This window comes from Amycolatopsis jejuensis (assembly GCF_000717335.1).
Lineage (GTDB): Bacteria > Actinomycetota > Actinomycetes > Mycobacteriales > Pseudonocardiaceae > Amycolatopsis > Amycolatopsis jejuensis.
In genome coordinates this window covers 22,180-41,745 of the sequence record NZ_JNYZ01000010.1, presented here as the reverse complement: position 1 = coordinate 41,745, position 19,566 = coordinate 22,180, and the positions used below count along the sequence as shown (strand labels likewise).

17 protein-coding genes are annotated in these 19,566 nt (G+C 68.3%); 14 read left to right on the top strand and 3 right to left on the bottom strand.

Going from position 1 to position 19,566, the window contains the following annotated elements:
• Window positions 1-11 precede the first annotated feature (11 nt).
• Together OO71_RS13880 and OO71_RS13875 are read left to right on the top strand one after the other, a co-directional pair.
• Window positions 12-533 (top strand): DUF2076 domain-containing protein, encoded by a 522-nt coding sequence (locus OO71_RS13880; protein WP_051791529.1) that lies wholly within the window; start codon window positions 12-14, stop codon window positions 531-533.
• A gap of 834 nt (window positions 534-1,367) precedes the next feature.
• Complete coding sequence (locus OO71_RS13875; RefSeq protein WP_245633659.1) at window positions 1,368-2,498, top strand: alpha/beta hydrolase; 1,131 nt, start codon at window positions 1,368-1,370, stop codon at window positions 2,496-2,498.
• Window position 2,499: 1 nt separating this feature from the next.
• Here OO71_RS13875 and OO71_RS13870 read toward each other — a convergent pair whose 3' ends face one another.
• Window positions 2,500-3,015: a VOC family protein gene (locus tag OO71_RS13870; RefSeq protein ID WP_051791528.1), complete on the bottom strand. Its 516-nt coding sequence runs from the start codon at window positions 3,013-3,015 to the stop codon at window positions 2,500-2,502.
• Window positions 3,016-3,066: 51 nt separating this feature from the next.
• Here OO71_RS13870 and OO71_RS13865 point away from each other — a divergent pair, with 51 nt between their 5' ends.
• The 3 genes from OO71_RS13865 to OO71_RS13855 all read left to right on the top strand — a co-directional run bounded on the left by OO71_RS13865 (window position 3,067) and on the right by OO71_RS13855 (window position 6,024).
• Window positions 3,067-3,705 (top strand): TetR/AcrR family transcriptional regulator, encoded by a 639-nt coding sequence (locus OO71_RS13865; protein WP_033290377.1) that lies wholly within the window; start codon window positions 3,067-3,069, stop codon window positions 3,703-3,705.
• 61 nt (window positions 3,706-3,766) lie between these two features.
• Window positions 3,767-4,441: a haloacid dehalogenase type II gene (locus tag OO71_RS13860; RefSeq protein ID WP_033290179.1), complete on the top strand. Its 675-nt coding sequence runs from the start codon at window positions 3,767-3,769 to the stop codon at window positions 4,439-4,441.
• A gap of 26 nt (window positions 4,442-4,467) precedes the next feature.
• Window positions 4,468-6,024, top strand: coding sequence for a hypothetical protein (locus OO71_RS13855; RefSeq protein WP_156096291.1), 1,557 nt, complete (start codon window positions 4,468-4,470; stop codon window positions 6,022-6,024).
• A gap of 6 nt (window positions 6,025-6,030) precedes the next feature.
• Here OO71_RS13855 and OO71_RS13850 read toward each other — a convergent pair whose 3' ends face one another.
• Window positions 6,031-7,380, bottom strand: a complete 1,350-nt coding sequence (locus OO71_RS13850) for an MFS transporter (protein ID WP_033290376.1) — start codon at window positions 7,378-7,380, stop codon at window positions 6,031-6,033.
• Window positions 7,381-7,658: 278 nt separating this feature from the next.
• Here OO71_RS13850 and OO71_RS13845 point away from each other — a divergent pair, with 278 nt between their 5' ends.
• The 7 genes from OO71_RS13845 (at window position 7,659) to OO71_RS13815 (ending at window position 14,958) form a co-directional block, all read left to right on the top strand.
• On the top strand, window positions 7,659-8,162 hold the full coding sequence (locus OO71_RS13845; protein WP_084144927.1) for a thioesterase family protein: 504 nt from the start codon (window positions 7,659-7,661) through the stop codon (window positions 8,160-8,162).
• A gap of 22 nt (window positions 8,163-8,184) precedes the next feature.
• Window positions 8,185-8,859, top strand: a complete 675-nt coding sequence (locus OO71_RS13840; RefSeq protein ID WP_033290177.1) for an HAD family hydrolase — start codon at window positions 8,185-8,187, stop codon at window positions 8,857-8,859.
• A gap of 11 nt (window positions 8,860-8,870) precedes the next feature.
• Entirely contained in the window at window positions 8,871-9,659 is a 789-nt protein-coding gene (locus tag OO71_RS13835; RefSeq protein ID WP_033290176.1) for a FadR/GntR family transcriptional regulator, read from the top strand.
• A 663-nt stretch (window positions 9,660-10,322) separates the two neighbouring features.
• Window positions 10,323-11,084 carry an enoyl-CoA hydratase/isomerase family protein gene (locus tag OO71_RS13830; protein ID WP_033290175.1) on the top strand — a complete coding sequence of 254 codons (762 nt, stop codon included), beginning with the start codon at window positions 10,323-10,325 and terminating at the stop codon, window positions 11,082-11,084.
• 20 nt (window positions 11,085-11,104) lie between these two features.
• Complete coding sequence (locus OO71_RS13825; protein WP_051791526.1) at window positions 11,105-12,685, top strand: AMP-binding protein; 1,581 nt, start codon at window positions 11,105-11,107, stop codon at window positions 12,683-12,685.
• 1,071 nt (window positions 12,686-13,756) lie between these two features.
• Window positions 13,757-14,371 carry a ClpP family protease gene (locus OO71_RS13820; RefSeq protein ID WP_033290174.1) on the top strand — a complete coding sequence of 205 codons (615 nt, stop codon included), beginning with the start codon at window positions 13,757-13,759 and terminating at the stop codon, window positions 14,369-14,371.
• The gene (locus OO71_RS13815) at window positions 14,368-14,958 is read left to right on the top strand and encodes a ClpP family protease (protein WP_033290173.1); all 591 of its coding nucleotides are present in this window, start codon (window positions 14,368-14,370) and stop codon (window positions 14,956-14,958) included. The genes OO71_RS13820 and OO71_RS13815 overlap by 4 nt, the downstream gene beginning before the upstream one ends.
• Window positions 14,959-15,846: 888 nt before the next feature.
• Here OO71_RS13815 and OO71_RS13810 read toward each other — a convergent pair.
• Entirely contained in the window at window positions 15,847-16,194 is a 348-nt protein-coding gene (locus OO71_RS13810) for a helix-turn-helix domain-containing protein (RefSeq protein ID WP_033290172.1), read from the bottom strand.
• Between the two features lie 641 nt (window positions 16,195-16,835).
• On the opposite strand from OO71_RS13810, the gene OO71_RS13805 reads away from it, so the two are divergent.
• Window positions 16,836-18,167: a pyridoxal phosphate-dependent decarboxylase family protein gene (locus OO71_RS13805; RefSeq protein WP_033290171.1), complete on the top strand. Its 1,332-nt coding sequence runs from the start codon at window positions 16,836-16,838 to the stop codon at window positions 18,165-18,167.
• Window positions 18,168-18,474: 307 nt separating this feature from the next.
• Window positions 18,475-19,542 carry an alpha/beta hydrolase gene (locus tag OO71_RS13800; RefSeq protein WP_245633658.1) on the top strand — a complete coding sequence of 356 codons (1,068 nt, stop codon included), beginning with the start codon at window positions 18,475-18,477 and terminating at the stop codon, window positions 19,540-19,542.
• Window positions 19,543-19,566 lie beyond the last annotated feature (24 nt).

Sequence of the window (19,566 nt, the reverse complement as noted above, 5' to 3'; positions counted from 1 at the left end):
GAGATCCGACGATGGACACCACCGACCGCCGGCTCATCACCGGGCTCGCGGACCGGCTCCGGCAGGCCCAGCCGGTCCGGAAGGAACCGGAGGCGGCGCAGCTGATCGACCAGGAGATCGCGCGCCAGCCGGATGTGCTGTACCTGCTGGTGCAAGCGGTTCTCGTACAGGAGGAGGCACTGCGGACGGCACAGGACCGGATCGCGGAACTGGAACAGGCCCCACCCCAGCAGGGCGGCTTCCTGTCCGGGATGTTCGGCCGCGGCAGGGAGGCGGCCGCACCTCCACCGGGCCCCGCCGGAGGTTACGGCCCCCCGCCGTCGCCGGCAGGTGGGTCCGGCGGCGGCGGGTTCCTGAAGACAGCGGCAGTAGCCGCAGCCGGAGTCGCCGGAGGCGGCCTCCTGCTACACGGCCTGACCGGCGGCTTCAGCGACTCGCACGACTCGCACGACTCGCACGGCGCCTCACATGGCGGCGGCGAGGGGTACGGCGAAGCAGTCGGCTTCGACGACCAAGCCGACGACCGCTGGTGACGCAGGACCCGGCTGGCACTCGGTGGTGGTGACGCACCAGGGGCTTGGCGTCGCGTTGGTTGGTGACGCACATGGCCTAGGCGTCGCGTTGGTTGGTGACGCACATGGCCTAGGCGTCGCGTTGGTTGGTGACGCACATGGCCTAGGCGTCGCGTTGGTTGGTGACGCACCACCGCCTCCGCACCGACTGGTGTGGCGCGATGTCGGCTGGCGATTACGTCGGCTGGTTCCGCGCTGATCGGTGGCATCACGCCACCGGTCCCGCGCTGACGGGCGGCACCACGGCACCACACCGGCACCACACCGGCACCACACCGGCACCGACCGGCGGCGCCAGGCCACCGGCGTCGCGAGGCCAGTGGTGCCAAGCCACCGGCTCCGCGTCGACCACGCCGCCACCGCGTGGTGCCACGCCACCGGCCTGCGTCGACCGGAGGCACCGCGCCACCGGCCTGCGTCGACCGATGGCACCGCGCCACCGGCCTGCGCCGACCGGCGCACCACGTCACCGGGGTGCACCGCCCGACGGACCTGCACCGACCAGCGGCACCCTGCCACCGGCCTGGTGTCGACCGGTGGCACCACGTCACCGGCGTGCACCGCCCCACGGGCCTGCACCGGCCTGCACTGACCGGCGGCACCCTGCCACCGGCGTGCACCGACCCACTGGCCTGCACCGACCGGCGGCACCCTGCCACCGGCCCACGCAGCCCGATGGCACCCCGTTACCACCCCCGCGCCGACCGATGGTGACTCACCACCGGTCCGCAAAGACCATCGGCGGCGGGCCTGGCCCCCACAGGCCCGCCGCCGGTGCCGGACGAAGGGACCGCCGTGAATCTCACCGTGCCTGCGGTCCCCGATGCGGTCGTCCGGCATGCGCAGACCACCGGGCCGCTCGAATCCCCCTGGATCTGGGCCGGTTTCGCGCTGCTGGTGGTAGTCGCCGCGGCGGTTGCCTTCCGTTACCGGCGGCGCACCACCGTCCGCCGCTGGGCCGTCGCCGCGATGGTGTCGTGCGCGTTCCTCGGCACTGTCACCGCTGCGAACAGCTACGTCGGCTACGTCCGCACCCCGAAAGACCTCGCGCTCCTGCTCGACCGGGCCGGTGGTCCGCTGGCCGCCGTCGGACGTCTCATCGGCACCGGCGACCGCAACCCCGGCACGCGGCGAGTCCCGGTCGACGCCTTCACCCCGATCGTCGAGCAGTTCGACCTGCCCGACCCGGCGAACGCGGTCCCGTCCGGCCGCACTTACGTCCTCCTGCCCCCGGGCTACCACGATCCCGCCAACCGCAACCGCCGCTATCCCGTCACCTACCTCGTGCACGGCTACCCGAGCGTCCCCGAGGACTGGCTCGGCCCCGGTGACGCGCCCGGCACCCTGCGGATGTCGTACCTGCACCGCGCCATCTCGCCGATGATCGTGGTGTCCGTGGACCTCACCGCGGGCCAGTCCGGCCGCGAGAACGACGGCCTCGACCTCCCCGGCGGCCCCCGTCTCGGCAGCTACCTGGCGAACACCGTCGTGTCCACCATCGACCGGCAGTACCGCACCCTCGCCGACCGCGGCCACCGTGCGCTCGGCGGCATGTCCGGCGGCGCGTTCGCCGCGCTGAACACCGGCCTGCAGCACCTCGACCGGTTCAGCGTGCTCCTGCTGACCCTGCCGTACGACGCGCTCACCAACGAAAAACTGCTCGCCGGAAACCGGGACCTGATCGTCGCGAACACACCGCGGGACTACGTGCGTACGATGCCTTTCCCTTACCCCGTATCGACAATCCTCACCGCCGGCACCGGCGCCCCCGGCGACATCGCGACCGCGCACCGCATCGCCGACGCACTCCGCGCCCGCGGTCAGCCCGTCACCGTCCATCTGGAACGCGGTTACAACCACACCTGGCACACCGCGCGTGCCTCGCTGCCCTACCTGCTGGCCTTCGCGGACCGCGCGTTCCGGTAGCTCAGGCGTGGACCGAACTGTCCGGTTCCGGAGCGAGACCACGCTCGGTGAGCCAAACCAGCTCCGCGGCCCGGGCGGAAGCGACCGCATCATCGACGACCAGGGGCGCGGCCGGGGTGGGCGTGTGGTGGGATTCCGTGGTGTAGAAACGGACTTCGTGCCCGTCCGGGTCGTGCAGGCCGGGCAGGATCCAGCCGATGGTCGCGAAGTGGACCCCGGCGTGACGTTCGCCGCGGCGGGTCAGCTCGTCGGCCAGTTCGGTGATCCGCGCGCGGTCGGGGACGCCGATGGAGAAGTAGTCGAACCCCGCCGCGGCGCGGGCGAGCTCCGGCGCGAGCGTGAGTGCGAGCCCGGGCCCGCCGCGCGGATGGTCCATCGACACGCCGGTGCGTCGGCCGTGCTCACGGAACTCGACGACGACCTCGTAGCCGAGCACGTCGCCGTACCAGGCAATCGATCTGTCCAGGTCGGTCACCGGCAGCTTCAGGTGATGTACCCCGTCCAGCGTCGGAACCATCTCGCACCTCCGTTGATGCAGTATTACTGCAATGCAGTTAGAATGCATCTCATGGAGCGTGAGGTCAAGGCTGATGCCCGTGCCGAGGCCGGTGCCGCGCGGATTGCGCGGACCGAGGCACTCGTCGTCGACGCTGCCCGTGAGTTGTTCCTGGAACGCGGCTACGTGGCGACGGCGCTGACGGAAGTCGCGGAGCGAGCGGGTGTTGCGCCGCGCACGGTGTACGTCCGCTTCGGCACGAAGGCAGCGCTGTTCCGGCGCGTGGTCGACGAAGCGCTCGCCGGCGACGCGGAACCGATCGACGTCGCACACCGACCGCAGGCGCAGTACGCGATGACAGCCCCGACGCTGCGAGAACGACTCGACGCGCTCGCCGACATCTCGATCGGCATCGCCGACCGGGCCGGCGCGTTGTTCGAGGTCGCCGCGCAAGCCGAAGGCGCCGAGCCGGAAATCGCGGACGCCGCACAGGCAGGTCGAGAGGAAACCGCGCGAATGTGCGGTGAGTTCTGGCACCTGGCGAAGAAAGACGGTTTGCTGGGTAGCGAGGTAGAGGTCAGGCCACTGTCCTTGACTACCGACGCACTGGTCTGCGCCGACACGATGGTGCACTTGCGCCGCGTGTACGGCTGGTCCGCGGCGCAGTACGGACCTTGGCTGCGCGAGGCGTTGCACGCGCTGGTCCGGTAATGGCTTGCTCCGGATGCCCGTGGCCCGCTACGTTCGGATCAGTCGTCCGGGGGGAATTCGCATGGCACAGCTGGAAATCGACGTACTCGTGTTCGATGTGCTCGGCACGCTCGTCGACGAACCGGCGGGAATTCGCGCCGGAATCCGCGCGGTGGCACCGGATCTGGCCGACCCCGAGGTCGACCGGCTCCTCTCGGGCTGGCAGGAACACGTCGAGCGGGAACAGGCCCGGATCGTGGCCGGGGAACGTCCGTACGTCACCAGCGATGTCCTCGACCGCGAAGCAGCGGAGACCGTCGGACACGGCGACCCGGCCGAGCTGGCGCTGGCAGCACGTCGGCTGCCGCCGTGGCCGGACACCGTCGACGGGCTGGCGCGTCTCGCGGAACGGTTCCCGCTGATCGGGCTGTCCAACGCGAGCCGCACGGTGCTCCTCGAACTGAGCGCGAACGCAGGTCTGCGCTGGCACACGGCGTTGTCGGTCGAGGAGGCGAGGACGTACAAGCCCGCGCCGGACGTCTACCGCCTCGCCGCCACCGTCGCGGGCCGTCCACCGGAGCGGATGCTCATGGTCGCCGCGCACGCCTGGGACCTGCGTGGTGCACAAGCTGCCGGGTTGCGCACCGCGTACGTCGGCCGTCCGGTCGGCGATCCGCCCGCGCCCGGTGATCGGTTCGATCTGCAGGTGGGCGGCTTGGCCGAGCTGGCGGATCGGCTGGTCTCGGTTTCGCCCTGAACCTGCGACCCGGCATCATCTCCGGCGTGACGACGCCCCGGGTGACCGACCTCAGCGACCTCGAACGACGCCTGACCGACGCCGCCCGCAGCGGCACCCCGCTCGGTTGCGCGCAAATCAGTCTCGACGACCTGGCCGTCAGCGAGGATCCGGAACACGTCGTACGCGCCGAGGTGATCCGCGAACTCCTCCTCGGCAGGCACGGCGACCTCGACCCGCGCGGGATCACCCTCGCCCGCGCGCGCATCACCGGCGAGCTGGACCTCGACTGCGCCACCGCCCAAGCCGGTCTCGCGCTGCTGAACTGCGTGCTCGACGAGTCCGTCCTGCTACGGCAGGCGACACTGCCGCACCTGCTGCTGCTCGGCGGGCGCCTCGCGGGGATCCAGGCATCGCGAGTGCGGATCGAGGGTGACCTGTACCTGGCCAACGGCGTGCGGATCACCGGGTCCGGCGAGGAAGGTGCGGTACGGCTGATCGGCGCGCGCATCGGCGGCAGTTTCGCTTGTCTCGGCGCGGAAATCACCAATCCGCACGGGGTCGCGGTGGAGGCGAGCACGGCGGAAATCGGAAGCAACGTGTTCCTGCGCGACGGAACCCGCATCACCGGCGACTCCGACGAAGGCGCCTTCCACCTGTCCGGTACGCGCATCGGCGGAACGGTCGAATGCCAGAGCATTCTGATCAGCAACGAACGTGGTCCGGCCATCGACGCGGACAACCTGCAGGTCGGCGGCGGTTTCCTGGTCCGGGACTCGGAACTGACCGGGGACGGCGACATCGGTGCAGTACGACTGCAAGGCGCACGGATCGCCGGTCAGCTGGAATTCGCCGCGACCGCTCGCGTGACGTCGCCGCGGCACCGGTTGCTCGGGTTGTCGGAGGCGAAGGTCGGCACGATGGTGTTCATGGCGACCGACCTCGTCTGTCCGGACGGCAGCGACGGGGACACCTGCGCGCACCCGGGGAAAGTGTGGCTCGAAGGATTCGCCTACGCCGCCATCGACGCGGGTTTCGGCTGGCGGCGGTGGCTTCACCTGCTCCGTTGCCACACCCCGTTCTACGACGCGACCGGCTACCAGCAGCTGGCGTCGATCGAACGCACCGCAGGCCACGACGGCAACGCGCGCACCGTCCTGATCGCCCAGCAAGACGACCTCCGCCGCCGCTCGCCACACGCACTCGGCGGCCGGTTGTCCCGGGTATTCCACCGAATCTGGGGCGCACTGGCCGGATACGGCTACCGAGCCCGGCGCACGGCGGCGGCGCTGCTGCTCGCCCTGGTCGTCGCGGGTGCGCTCGGCTGGTGGGCCGGTGTCACGGAAACCCGGCCGGGCCACCACGCGGCTGAACGCGTTGCGCAGCAAGGGGTTTCGTGCTCCCCGGTCGAACTGGTCGGCCTCGGCCTCGACCGCGGCCTGCCCTTCGCCCCGACCGGCTTGCGGAGCCGATGCGATCTCGACACCGCCTCCGCAGCCGGTCAGGTGTTCACGATCGCGATCTGGGGAGTGCAGATCGCGGTGTGGGGCTTGGCGACGCTGGCCTTGGCGGGGTACACGAACCTGATCCGCAAGACCGGCTGACTTTCCTTACCGGACCTTGGTTTTCAGTGTGACTGCACCGGGTCCGACCGCGCTGGCGTCGTCGAGGCCGAGCCCGCCGGTTTCGGGTGCCCAGCGCAGGGAAGCGAGGAACCCCACCCCCAGGATCGCGGCGGCGAGCACCATCGTCGGGCCGATGCCGAGGGAATCCAGCGCGATCGGCACGAGGTACACGCCGACCGCTGAGCCGATGCGAGTGATCGCAGTGACCAGCCCGACCGCGGTGCCGCGCACGCTCGTCGGGAACAGCTCGTTCGGGTACACCCACGTGAGCACCTGCGGGCCGCCGTTGAACACCGAGAACCCGGCGAACGCCAGTACGATGATCCAGGTCGGCGCGTGCGGGAAGACGCCCATCACCAGCAACATCACCCCGGCGGCAAGCGATCCCCACACGACCATCGGCCGCCGTCCGGTCCGGTTGAGGACGAGCAGCGCCACCACGACTCCGACGAGGAACAGCACACTCAGCACGGCGGAGCCGATGTTGGCGTTGGCCTCCCCGAGCCCGAGCGCGTCGAGAATCTGTGGCCCGAAGGCGTAAATCGCGAAGACCGGGATGTTCGAGCACGTGTAGAACGTGACGACGTACAGCAGCCGGCCGAGATATCCGCCGCGCAGCAAGTCTTTCGCCTTGACGACTGTCGTGTCCGGGGCGGCGATGTCGTCGGTGGTGACGTGCTCGCCGTACACCGTGCGGAGGACGCGTGCGGCATCGTCGACGCGGCCCCGGGACAGCAGCCACCGCGGCGATTCCGGCGTACCCAGCCGCAGCAGCAGGAGGATTGCGGCCGGCGCGGCGGAGCTGATCAGCATCCAGCGCCAGCCGTCCGGGCCGAGTGCAGTGAGCGCGTTGCCGACGAGGTACGCCGCGGCGGCGCCGACGAAGAACATGCACACCAGACCGCTCAGCATCGGACCTCGGTATCGACGCGGCATGAACTCGGTGACCAGCGACGACGCCATCGGGTAATCACCGGCGACGAACACCCCGAGCAACAGCCGGAGGATCAGCAGCTGGGACACGTCGGTGACGAAGAACTGGAGGACGGACAACACGGCGATCGCACCCAGGTCCACTGTGTACATGACCTGGCGTCCGAACCGGTCGGTGAGCCAGCCGAAGACGAGGCCACCGGCCAGCATGCCGATCAGCGTGGCGGCCCCGAGAAGACCCTGCTGTGCGGCGGAAGCGCCGAGGCTCGGAGCAAGCTGAGCGAGCGCGACGCCGACGATGCTCAGCAGATAGCCGTCGAGGAACGGGCCGCCTCCGGCGTAGAGCGCGAGGCGTTTGTGGAAACCGGACAGTGGTGCGTCGTCCAGTGCATGCGAGCTCATGATGACTCTCCTTGTGGGCATCGGGGGAGTTGAGCGAGCGCCGAGGGCATGGGACGTCCGCACGGTGGGCATGAGCGGGCGCCCACGTGACCGTCGTCAGCGGGTTTGCCGGAGAACGACGGTCCGACAGGTAATCACAGTGGGTTACTGGTCTAGCCAGTGATAGGAGGGAACTGTGAGCTATCTCCCGCCGCCTGTCAAGACGCAAATCTCTGGCTTGACATTTGCGGCGGCGGTGAGCTCTGCTAGTGGTCAGGCCAGTGAACTAAGGAGGTTCTATGACCAATGAGGCCAGCGGAGGCGGTGATGGTGGTCTTGCCGGTGCTGCCGGTGCTGCCGGGGATGTCAGCGATGCCAGCAGTGTCAGCGGTGTCAACGTGGTCAACAGGGTCAGTGGCGCCAGTGGTGGTGCCAGTGGTGCCAGTGCAGTCCTGGAGCAAGAGGTCGGACCAGATGACACTGCAGCGGCGTTCGGCGCGCATTTCCCGCCCGCGGCGTCGACGCCGTTCGTCCTCGGGCTTGCCGAGGTTGCCTGTCACAACGCCGTCGCCGGCGAGCTCGGGCCGGGCGAGGTGACCGTCGGGGTTTCGGCGGCTATCGAGCACCTCCTGCCCAGCCCGGTCGGCGCCCGGCTGGTAGCTCGGGCCCAGGTGGTGGAGCGCGACGGCCGCCGCTTGACGTTCGACGTCGAGATTTACGACGGCGACCGGCTGTGCGCGCGCATCCGGCACGGCCGGGCGGTCGCCTCGACTGCCCGGCTGGCCGGGAAACTGGCCCGATGACCCGGCCGGAAATGAGGACGCCATGAGCAGCGACTGGCTCACCTTCGACTGCTACGGAACCCTGGTCGACTGGCGCTCCGGCATGCTCGCCGACCTGCGCCCGGTCGCTGGCGATCGGGCAGCCGAGCTGCTGGCCGAGTACCACCGGCACGAGCCCGTGGTCCAGCAGGAACAGCCGGGTGCGACCTACCGCGACGTACTGGCGGAAGCATTGCGGCGCGCCGCCGCCGCGACCGGAATCCGCCTTCCACCGGACGGTGACCAGGTACTCGGCAGTGGCCTGACCACGTGGCCACGTTTTCCTGAAACCGACGACGTCCTGCTCGAGCTGGCCAGGACGGGGTTCAAGATCGGGATCCTGTCGAACGTCGACCGCGAGCTGATCGAGGTGACGATCCGCGGGTTCCCGGTACCCGTCGACCTACTGGTGACCAGTGCGGACGTCGGTTCCTACAAGCCAGCGGCCGGGCATTTCACGACGTTCGCGCAGCGGTCCGACGTCGAGCCGGGTCGCTGGGTGCACGTCGCCTGCAGCTGGTTCCACGACGTCGAGCCGGCGATCCGGCACGGGGCTCCGGCGGTGTATGTCGAGCGCGAACCGGAGGGGAGGGATACTCACAGTGCGGCTGCGGTGATCGAAGACCTCACGCCGCTCCCCGACATTGCGAGGGCGTTGTTCACCGACTCGCCCCAGTGAGGAGTGATCCGGTGCAGCACGACGCGTCCGCGAGGCCCACGTTCACGCCCGCGCGCCCGGTGCGGGCGTACGAGATCATCGTGCGCCAGATCGAGGACGCGATCTACCGTGGTGAGCTGCGGCCAGGCCAGCGACTGCCGAGCGAACGGGAGATGGTCACCCAGTTCGCGGTCAGCCGGCCGACCGTCCGCGAAGCGCTGCGGGTGCTCGAGAGCTCCGGCCTGATCCGCTCGCGCCAAGGCGACGCGACGGGGGGCGCCGAGGTACAGCCCTTCTCGCCGGACAACCTCCAGCGCGCGATGACCGCGCTGGTGCACCTGGAACATTCGGATCTCGCGGACGTCGTGCAGTTCCGGATGATCATCGAGGGCTCCACCACGTACCTCGCCGCCACCGAGCACACCGACGAGGAACTGGCCCGGATCTTCGAAGCCCACGAACGCCTGACGGCCAGCATCGCGCGCGGGTACGAAGTCTTCTCGCGCATGGACGTCGAGTTCCACCAGACCATCGCGGACGCCTCACACAGCGGCTTGCTGCGAGCGTGCAACGAGGTCGTACGCGGGGTGGTCGCCAACCTGATCGAGTCGAAACTGTCGTTCACCGAAGACCGCGAACGCCTGATGCAGGACAGCTGCACCCGCCACGAACGAGTACTGGCCGCAATAGCCAAGCGAGACGGCGAAACCGCCGCAAGGCTCGCCAAGGAGGACATGGTGGACCACTTCGCCCGTTTTCTGCCGGAAGACCGAGCCACCCGATTGCGGGAGTTCGCTTCCCACACCCCGCCGATGCTCTGACCGTCTTGCTCTGACCCGCTGCTCTGACCCTCTGGTCTGCACCCGCGCGCTGCCCCGTCAGTTCTGCCGCGGGCTTGTCTCGCACCTCCGCTGACCTGCCGCCCACCGACAACCCGAGGCCCAGCGACAACCCGAGGCCCACCGACAACCCGACGCTCACCCCTGTGCGCCGTCAGCTCGGACTGGCTAGTCCACCAGCGGTCCGGCCAGTCGCCCGGTCGCCAACCGTCAGGCCGCCAGCTGTCCGGCCGCTAGCCCACCTGGCCTGTGCTCGGCCAGTCCACCAGTCCACCAGTCGTTCAGCCGCCAGCTGTCCGACCACCAACTGCCAAGCCGCCAGCTGTCCGGCCACCAACTGCCCGGCCACCAACTGCCCGGCCGCCAACTGCCCAGCCACCAACTGCCCGACTGCCAGCCGTCTGACCGCTAACTGCCCGACTGCCAGCCGTCTGACCACTAACTGTCCAGCCGTCAGTCGTCTGGTCACATCGGGTCCGCTCCCGGAAACCGCACCTACCCGTTCGCCGACTGCCCACCAGCGCCGCGTCGCTCCCCGAGTCCCGAGCCCGGCCTAGCCACCGGCAACCCGACCACGAAGTCCATCATCAACTCGCCACCTGTCTGACCTCCATAGAGGTAAGGCCAGTAAAAGGAGCAATAACAGTGTCAGCGGAAGACCCAGTTCTCCTAGAGCGCGAAGGCGACGTCGCTCTGATCACCCTCAACCGCCCATCGTCACTCAATGCCATCAACGTCGCCCTCTTGACCGGACTCGTGGACGCCCTCCGCGCCGGTCGAGGAGCCGGCGCGATCGTGATCCGCGGCGCCGGCCGTGCGTTCTGCGCGGGGGAAGACCTCCGCGAGACGCTGGCCCCGGAAACCGGGTCCGTCGAGGAACTGCGCGAGTCGTTCGAGCTGCTGCAGGACATCACCCGGCTGATGGTGTCGGGGCCGGGGGTGGTGGTCAGCGCGGTGCATGGCTACGCCGTCGGCGGCGGGGCCGAGATCGCGCTCGCAGCCGACCACGTGGTCGCCGGTCCGCAGGCGCGGCTCAAGTTTCCCGAGGCCGCGATCGGGCACGCGCCAACCGGAGGGATCACGTCGCGGTTGCCCGCGATGGTGGGATTGTTGCGCGCCAAGGAACTTCTCCTGAGCGGACGTTGGGTCGAGCCCGAGGAAGGCGGCCGGATCGGGCTGTACACGGAGTTTCACGAGGACCCGATCGCCCGCGCGCTCGAAGTCGCCACCGCTTATGCGAAAGGGCCGCGCCGATCGCAGACCGCCGTGAAACGCGCGATCGAACTGGCCGCCGCGCCGACGCTCGACACGAATCTCCGGCTCGAGGTCGAAACAGCTACCTACTGCTTCCAATCTCCGGAAACCGCGGAGAGTTTCGTCCGGTTCGGCGCCGAAGGCCGGCCCTGACCCCATCGGAAGGAAATCGGATGGACCACACGACCGTGTCGCCGGCCAGCACGGCCGGCCTCACCCTCACCTCGGCACTCCGGAACGCAGTGTCCCGCTGGGGAAACCGGACCTTCTTGCGGATCGACGGCACCGACGTCACGTTCGCCGAATTCGACGAAGGCGTCGGCAGGCTCGCGGCCGGGCTGCGCGCCCGCTGCGGGGTCGGCCGCGGCGACCGGGTGGCGGTTTTCCTGCGGAATTCGTTGTTGTGCGAGCACACCTGGTTCGCCGCGAACCGGCTTGGCGCGACCTGGGTTCCGATCAACACCGAATTCCGCGGGCTGGGTCTCGAAACGGCAGTGCGCCTTGCCGACGCCCGGGTGTTCTTCGTCGACGCGGACCTGCGGGCTCCGCTCGAAGAATCCCTGGCCCGGTGCGGATCCGACGCCACTGTCGTCGTCAACGGTGCGGCCGCCGCGCTGCAAGCCGAAGACCTCTACCTCGACGAGCCGGTGCCGCCGGTCGAGGTTTCCGGCTCCGATCTGTCCGCGCTGCTCTACACCTCAGGTACCACTGGCCGGTCCAAGGCGTGCATGCTGTCGCACCGGTATTTCGTTTCCCAGGCGGCCATTGCCGTGCAAGACTTCGGGTTGACCGCCGATGACGTCCTGTACTGCCCGTTCCCGCTTTTCCACGCCGACGCCACCGCCCTCACCACCGTCCCGGCGTTGCTCCTGGGCGCGACCGGTGCGATCGGCCGCCGGTTCAGCGCTTCCCGGTTCTGGCAGGAGGTGCGGGACACCGGCGCGACCGTCTTCGATTTCATGGGCGCAACCCTGTCGATCCTGTGGAAAGCGGACCCGCGCCCCGACGACGCGGACAATTCCGTCCGCCTTGCGTGGGGTGTGCCGGTTCCGGAGTGGGCACCGGAGTTCGAGAGACGGTTCGGGCTCACCATCGTCGAGCTGTACGGTTCGGTGGAAGCCAGCATCCCGATCACCCAGCGGTGGGACCAGCCACGCGTACCCGGCTCGTGCGGGCGGGTCACGTCCGGCTTCGAGGTCCGCATCGCCGATGAGAACGACCACGAAGTGCCCGCCGGTGAGGTCGGCGAGCTGCTCGTCCGCGCGAAATCGCCCGACCTCATGTTCTCCGGCTACCACTGCGATCCCGCTGCGACCGTCGCAGCGACCCGAAACCTGTGGTTCCACAGCGGCGACCTCGCACGGGTGGACGAGGACGGCAATTTCTATTTCGTCGGCCGGAAAAAGGAGGCAATCCGGCGCCGTGGAGAGAACATTTCGGCATTCGAGGTCGAGGAAGGAATCCGGCAACATGCCGCGGTGCTGGACTGCGCAGCCTTCGGAGTTCCCTCCGACCTCACCGAGGAGGAGATCAAAATCGCCGTCGTACTCAAGGAAGGCCACGACGCGTCGGCTGAGGAGATTTGGCAGTTCAGCCTGGACACAATGGCACGTTTCCAGGTGCCGCGGTATGTGGAAATCGTCGCCGCACTTCCCGTGACTCCCACCGGAAAAATCGAGAAGTTCCGCCTCCGGGAATCGCCGTTCACCGCGTCGACAATGGAGTTCGAGCCACCGCGGGTCGCGGTGAGCTGATCGGGTTCCGGAGACGCCGGTCGGCAACCGTGGGTGGCAGCAGCCCGATTCCGGTGCCGGACTGGCCTGGCATGCGGCGCCTGCGTTCGACCGGGTACCCGGTCTCCGACGTCGGCCGGGTCCTGCGTGCTGAACTGGGCTGGTCGGCCGTCCGCTGCTCAGGCCGGAATTCCGGCTCGGTGGGCGGTTTGCGGAGAAACACCGACGCAAGCCGGTCGACATCCCATCCAGGCAACGTCGGGTGGGGCGCAATTCGGTCGGTAGCCGGTCGCCCATCGCGATAGAACGCACGTTTCGCGGGCCGGTCCGGTCGAGCGTTTGTTTGCTGGGGTTCGTAACCGCCGTGTCGGCGGATCTCGACGGCGTCGCGGTGGAGTAGATCGTCGAGGTCCGGGCTCCGGGCGGTTCGCCGGTATGCCGCGGAGCAGGGTGAATTGGCCGCGCTGGACGTGCGGGGCCGGGCGATGATCGGGGACCACCTGCGGGTCGAGGGGTAGCGCCGGATGACTACTCGACAGACCGAATTGCGGGAGAGAATGCGCGGCTTCGGGGCGGAATCTGTGCGGGGATTGGCGAACGTCAAGCGGTCGTTGCCGATGGTGGCCGAACTGGGGTTCCTCAGGTGGTTGGAGTACCGCCGATGCTCGGTGCTTTTGCCATGGCGGCCGTTGTGAGCACACCGGTGCGGTGGCGTGCGAAACGCGATGCGGAGGTGTGGGAGTCACCGATCGGGTATTTGTTCCGCGGCGGGCAGTCGCTCGACCCCGCGGAACCCGGGGCTCGACCTGGCCCTCGACCGGGCTCGACCGGGTGCTCCACCTGGCTCGACCGGGCTCCACCTGGCTCGACCGGGCTTCGCCGGGCACTCAACCGGCCTTCACCGGGCACTCAACTGGGCTTGACCGGGCACCCAACCGGGCTTGACCGGGCTTGACCGGGCGCCCGACCGGGCGTCACTGACGGAGCGTTCGCGCAGGCCCCGGCCGCGCAGGTAGCCACGCTGCTGTGAGCAGATCTGCTGTGGGCAGAACGAGCGGACAAAGCGGTGGGTACGGCGGCATTGTCGGAAGCATGACCAACGAATCGACTCAGCCGATGTTCGACCACCGGCTCCGGGAACGGTTCCTGAGCCAGCGGGTCCTGGTGCTGGACGGGGCACTCGACGACGACAACGGGACAGTCCTCGCCACGCAGATGCTGTCTCTCGCGGGGGAGGACCCGGTCAAGGACATCGCGTTGTGGATCCATTCGCCGGGCGGCTCGGTTCCGTCGATGCTCGCGATTCGCGACGTGATGCGCCTGGTCCCGTGCGATGTCGCGACGCTCGCGCTGGGGCTCGCCTGCAGTGCGGGCCAGTTCCTGCTGTCCGCGGGGACGCCGGGCAAGCGGTTCGCGCTGCCGCACGCGCGGATCCTGATGCACCAGGGTTCAGCGGGGATCGGCGGTTCGGCGGTCGAGGTGGAAGTGCAGGCGGACGATCTCCGGTACACCCGCGACACCGTACTGGGCCTGATCGCGGAGGACACCGGTCAGCCGCTGGACCGCATCTTCGCGGATTCCTTGCACGACAGGTGGTTCACGGCTACGCAAGCGCAGGAGTACGGGTTCGTCGACCGGATCGTCGAGAGGCTGGAACAGGTCGTGCCGGTGCGCACGCACGCGATGGGGCTGGGGGTCCGCGCATGAGCACGTACACGATTCCGAACGTCATCACCCGAAACGCCGGCGGCGAGCGGATCATGGACGTCTACTCGCACCTGCTGTCGGAACGCATTGTGTACCTGGGCACGGCAATCGACTCGGGCGTCGCGAACGCGTTGATCGCGCAGCTGCTGTTCCTGGAGTCGGACAACCCGGAACAGGAGATCAACCTGTACATCAACTCGGAGGGCGGCGACCCGTCCGCAATGCTTGCGCTGTACGACACGATGCGCTTCATCAAGGCCCCGGTCGCAACGACGTGCGTAGGCCAAGCAGTAGCGACGGGCGCAGTTCTGCTCGCCGCTGGCGCCGCAGGCCGCCGTTCGGTGCTGCCGCACGCGCGAGTGGTCCTCCACCAACCGGCCGCGCAAGGCCGCGGCACGATCCCGGACCTGATCCTGCAGGCGGATGAGGTCGTGCGCGTACGAACTCAACTCGAGGAGATCGTGTCGAACCACACGGGCCACCCCCCGTCCGAACTACGCCACGACACCGACCGGGACCGAGTCTTCGACGCCGCGGGGGCGGTGGAGTACGGGTTGGCGGATCAGGTGATCGAGTACCGCCCGTGAGGTGATTGGTGGGGTGTCGGTTGGCGGGCCGCTGGTTGCGTGGACTGGGTGGGGTGCGGGCTGGCGCGGATCGAGGTGACCGGCTTCTGGGGTGCCGACCTCACTCGGAGGTTGGCCAGCCCACCTCCGGTCTGGCCCCGCCGACGCGAAACGCGTCCGTGCCACTCCGAGCTGGCCCAGCCGAGCCGACCCTTGTCGAGCTCAACATCGTGGGGCTGAACACCGTGGGGCCGAGCGTCGTGCGGCCGAGCGTCGTGGGGCTGGACGCCGTGGGGCTGGACACTGCTGGGGCTGGACACCGTGGGGCTGAACGCTGTGGGCTGAACATCGCTCGCCCCGGCCTGCTCCGAGCTGATCCGGCGGATCCGAACCCGCTTGGCCTCCGGCCGTCCGGCTGGAGCCGACCTCGCCTGGACACGGCGATCCGAGCCAGTGCAGCGCAGCCAGCCCGTCCCCGCCCCGAGCTCAACCTGGACTCGCCGAGTCACTCCCGCTCGGCCCGAAGCCAGCCCGACCAGAACTGAACCTGCCCGGGCTCGCCGTGGCTCAGAGACCACCCGGGCGAGTCCGGCTTCAGACCGAACTTTCCCGACCCCGGTCCAGCATGGGGCTACCCGCCAGGGCACGGCTCAACCGCACCCGGCCCGGCGCAGCTCGGCGAACCCAACCCAAGCAGGCGAACCCAGCTCAGCTCAACTCAACTGGGCGAACCCAGCCCAACTCAACTCACGCAGGCGAACCCGACCCAGCCCAACTCAATCAGGCGAACCCGACCCAGCCCAACTCAATCAGGCGAACCCAACCCAACCCAACCCCAGCCCAACCCAACCCCAGCCCAACCCAACCCCAGCCCAGCCCAACCCAGCCCAACCAGGCGAACCCCATGCCTCAAGCGGCCATCAGCAGCGGGCTTGCCGGACGGCGTTTCGGAGCTGGGCCTACGACCGAAACCCTTCGGACGTTGCCCGCGATGTTGCTCAGCAAGCCTGCCAAGTCGACGCCCAGTGCGCCCGTCACTGCGGCGATCATTTCGCTCGACGGTTCCTTGCGGCCGCGTTCGATTTCGGACAGGTATTGCGGTGAGATACCTGCCCGCTGGGCGATGTCGACCAGACGGTCGCCTTGGTTTTCTCTTGTCGTTCGCAGGGTTCGGCCCAGCGCTTCGCGCCACAGCGGGTCCCGCTCGTCGGGCGGGGCTGGGCTGTCGGGCTGGTGGAAAGGGAGGATGTCCGCCATAGCTTCCACCTTGGCATCTCTCCCCGCCGGAATGACAGTGGTTCTGCTCTTGGCAGAACGAGCGGGCGATCTTCACCCGGGTAGGTGGTCAGGAGGACTCGGACACTTCCGGCACCTTGAGCGTCGACCAGTTCCCGCGATGCATCCTTGAAGCGGTTGACTCGTCGTGTTGTTGTTCGACTGTCACGGTGTTTCGGCCTTTGTTGTGGAGGGTGTCCGTTAGGCTGCGCGGTGGAGGTTGCAGTCGGCGATGACTGTCGCGAAGGCCAACCCTGCGCCCTTCGACGGTGCCGACGTGGGCCAGCCTGCCGGGGCGGGTCGCCGCTGGTGGGCGGAGTGTGCCTGGTACCGCGGGGTCGGCTGGCTGGTGATCTGGGGTAGCGGGTTGGTGACGGGTAGCGGCGGGGCGGCGGGGTGCGGAATGCGGCCCCGCCAGGGACAGCTCAGAGAGAGGGGACGCGGGTTCCTCGAAGGGCGCGGTCGGGGCGGTACATCCTGGATCGTCGTGTCGGGGTACCAGCGCCGCGGGGCGGGATCCATTGTGGACTCTCCCCGGAAAACCTTGCCCGTAAAAGAACCGGAAACCACGGCATGACCAGGCGGTAGGGTGCAGCGAGGGGAACGCGTGGACGGGGTGAGGCATGGAACGTCGCGAGCTGGTCGACCGGGCTTTGCGTGGGGTCGAGGCGTGGGAGCGCAGGTGGGGCGCCTTCAGCCCGTCTCCGGCGAGCAGGCCGGACATCGACCTCGCGGCGCTTCTCGACACCTACGCCGCCCGCATGGATGCGTCCTTTCCCTTCTTTCACCCCCGCTACGCAGGCCAGATGCTGAAACCTCCGCATCCGGTCGCGGTTGCCGCGTATCTCGCTGCGATGGTCGTCAATCCCAACAACCATGCGCTCGACGCGTCGCAGGCCACGTCGCCGATGGAGGTCGAGGTGATGGCGGATCTTGCGCGGATGTTCGGCCTCGCCGAGCCGTCGCTGGGGCACCTCACTTCCAGCGGGACCATCGCGAACCTCGAAGCCCTGTGGGTCGCGCGCGAACTTGCGCCGGGCCAGGCCGTGGTCCATTCGCAGGACGCGCATTACACGCACGGCCGCATGTGCCAGGTCCTCGGCGTCGAATCCCGTGCGGTACGGGCACTTCCGGACGGGCGCATCGACCTCGATGCCGTGGAAACCGAGCTGCAGCGCGGAAATGTCGGCACGGTCGTGTTGACCCCGGGGACCACCGGCCTCGGCGCCGTTGACGACATCCAGCATGCCCTCGCGCTGAAGGAACGCTACGGAGTCCGCCTGCACGTGGACGGCGCGTACGGCGGCTTCTTCACGCTACTCGGCGAGCATGACGCGTACCGCGCAATCGGCGCATGCGACTCCGTGGTGGTGGACCCGCACAAGCACGGGCTTCAGCCATACGGATGCGGTGCGGTGCTGTTCGCCGACCCGGCGGTGGGACGTTTCTATGTACACGATTCACCCTACACCTACTTCACCTCCGACGAACTGCATCTCGGCGAAATTTCACTCGAATGTTCCCGCGCCGGGGCGGCGGCCGGTGCGTTGTGGCTTACGCTGCAAGCATTTCCGCTCGAACGAGACCGTGGCCTCGGCGAGATTCTTGCCGCTTGCCGCCGGGCGGCAACGGAATTCGCGGGCCGGATCAAGGAGTCCGACCGCTACGCCGTCCACCTTGAGCCGACGCTCGACATCGTCACCTACTGGCCGCGTCGCGCCCGGATGAGTGAGATTTCCGTTGCGGCGAACGAGATCCTGCAGAAGGGGATGGCCGACGCGGCAGATCCGGTCTATCTCTCGACGTTGCGCGTCAACGCGGACGCCTTCGCCACCCTGCACCCAGACGTCGAACGCGATGCGGAAACCGTCACGATTCTCCGTTCGGTGCTCATGAAACCGGAGCATGAAGGCTGGATTCCTGACCTCATGGCGAAACTCGACCAGCTGGCTTAGTCCGCCACTGCGCGGGAAGTCCACAGTGGACAATCCAAAGGCGGCGGGCGGCGGGCGGCGGGCGGAGAGCGGGCGGAGAGCGGCGGGCGAGCGGCGAGCGGAAGGCGGCGAGCGGCGAGCGGCGAGCGAGTGGAGAGCGGTCGAGGGTGGCGGGGTAGCAGTGGGGCGCGTTCACCCGGGTGAGGGACCGAGTCTTGACTTCGACAGACACGTCGATAACATGACGCGAATGTAACCGCGGGTGGATGTGAGTCCTGCCCAATGGAGGGAGACCGCCGTGCGTAGCGTTGGACGACGTACTTCTCGGGTGTTGGCGATATTGTCGGCTGCCCTGCTCGCATTCGCCGGGACCGCGACGGCAGCCGAACAGGACAAACCGATCCCGGCGGACCTGTCCGACGTCACCTCGGCCAGTGGAGCGCACTGCCAGAACTACTTCTTCCCCGTCACCGAAACGCCGGGAAGTTCCGCTGTCCTCAAGGAATTCGGCCAATTGTGCACCGCCGACCCGGCGTTGCTCGGCAAACAGCCGGTGCAGATCCTGATTCACGGCGGGACTTACGATCACACCTACTACGACTGGCCGTACCAACCGGAACGCTACAACTACGTCCGCTACATGACCCAGCGCGGCTTCACCACCCTGAACCTCGACCGGATCGGTTACGGCCACAGCGATCACCCGCTGGGTGCAAGCATGAACTTCGACGTCGCCGCCGACACCACGCATCAAATCGTGCAATACTTGAGGCAGGGCGCGCTGGGGAAATCATTCGACACCATTACTGTCAACGGTTACTCGATGGGTGGCCTCACCGCGCAGGTCGAAGCGGGGAAGTACCACGACGTCGACGCGTTGATGGTGCACGCGGTCGGGCACGGGCTGCTCACCCCGAGGTCCACGTTGCGGCTGGGCACCTTCGCGTACCCGGCAGCGCTGGACCCGAAGTTCGCGGGCAAGCTGCTCGACCCGGCGTACCTGACCAGCATTCCGGGCAAGCGGGACTTGTTCCACGGTCCGCAATCGACGTTCGATCCGCAGCAGCTGAACGTGGAAGAAGCGACGAAGGACACCATGTCGGCCACCGAGCTCGCGGACATCACCCTGCGCACTTACACCGACCAGACCAAGAACATCGACGTGCCGATTCTGTGGTCGCCAGGGCAGTACGACAAGATCTGGTGCGGTACGACGGACGACTGCAACACCGATCCGATGTCCGCCGACGAAGCCAATTACTACCGCCCCGGCGTGTTCACGAAACACATCGTGCAGAACACCGGGCACGCGACGCTGCTGGGCTACGGCGGGGTCGACTACCTGAACGAGATCGTCGGCTGGCTCGCCGCTCGTGGTATCCACGGGGTGCGGTGACGCGCGCATCGGTAAGCTGCGGCG

Coding starts and splice junctions, on each gene's coding strand:
- OO71_RS13880 (WP_051791529.1), top strand. CDS start 12: ATGGACACCACCGACCGCCGGCTCATCACCGGGCTCGCGGACCGGCTC.
- OO71_RS13870 (WP_051791528.1), bottom strand. CDS start 3,015: ATGGTTCCGACGCTGGACGGGGTACATCACCTGAAGCTGCCGGTGACC.
- OO71_RS13865 (WP_033290377.1), top strand. CDS start 3,067: ATGGAGCGTGAGGTCAAGGCTGATGCCCGTGCCGAGGCCGGTGCCGCG.
- OO71_RS13860 (WP_033290179.1), top strand. CDS start 3,767: ATGGCACAGCTGGAAATCGACGTACTCGTGTTCGATGTGCTCGGCACG.
- OO71_RS13850 (WP_033290376.1), bottom strand. CDS start 7,380: ATGAGCTCGCATGCACTGGACGACGCACCACTGTCCGGTTTCCACAAA.
- OO71_RS13845 (WP_084144927.1), top strand. CDS start 7,659: ATGACCAATGAGGCCAGCGGAGGCGGTGATGGTGGTCTTGCCGGTGCT.
- OO71_RS13840 (WP_033290177.1), top strand. CDS start 8,185: ATGAGCAGCGACTGGCTCACCTTCGACTGCTACGGAACCCTGGTCGAC.
- OO71_RS13825 (WP_051791526.1), top strand. CDS start 11,105: ATGGACCACACGACCGTGTCGCCGGCCAGCACGGCCGGCCTCACCCTC.
- OO71_RS13820 (WP_033290174.1), top strand. CDS start 13,757: ATGACCAACGAATCGACTCAGCCGATGTTCGACCACCGGCTCCGGGAA.
- OO71_RS13815 (WP_033290173.1), top strand. CDS start 14,368: ATGAGCACGTACACGATTCCGAACGTCATCACCCGAAACGCCGGCGGC.
- OO71_RS13810 (WP_033290172.1), bottom strand. CDS start 16,194: ATGGCGGACATCCTCCCTTTCCACCAGCCCGACAGCCCAGCCCCGCCC.
- OO71_RS13805 (WP_033290171.1), top strand. CDS start 16,836: ATGGAACGTCGCGAGCTGGTCGACCGGGCTTTGCGTGGGGTCGAGGCG.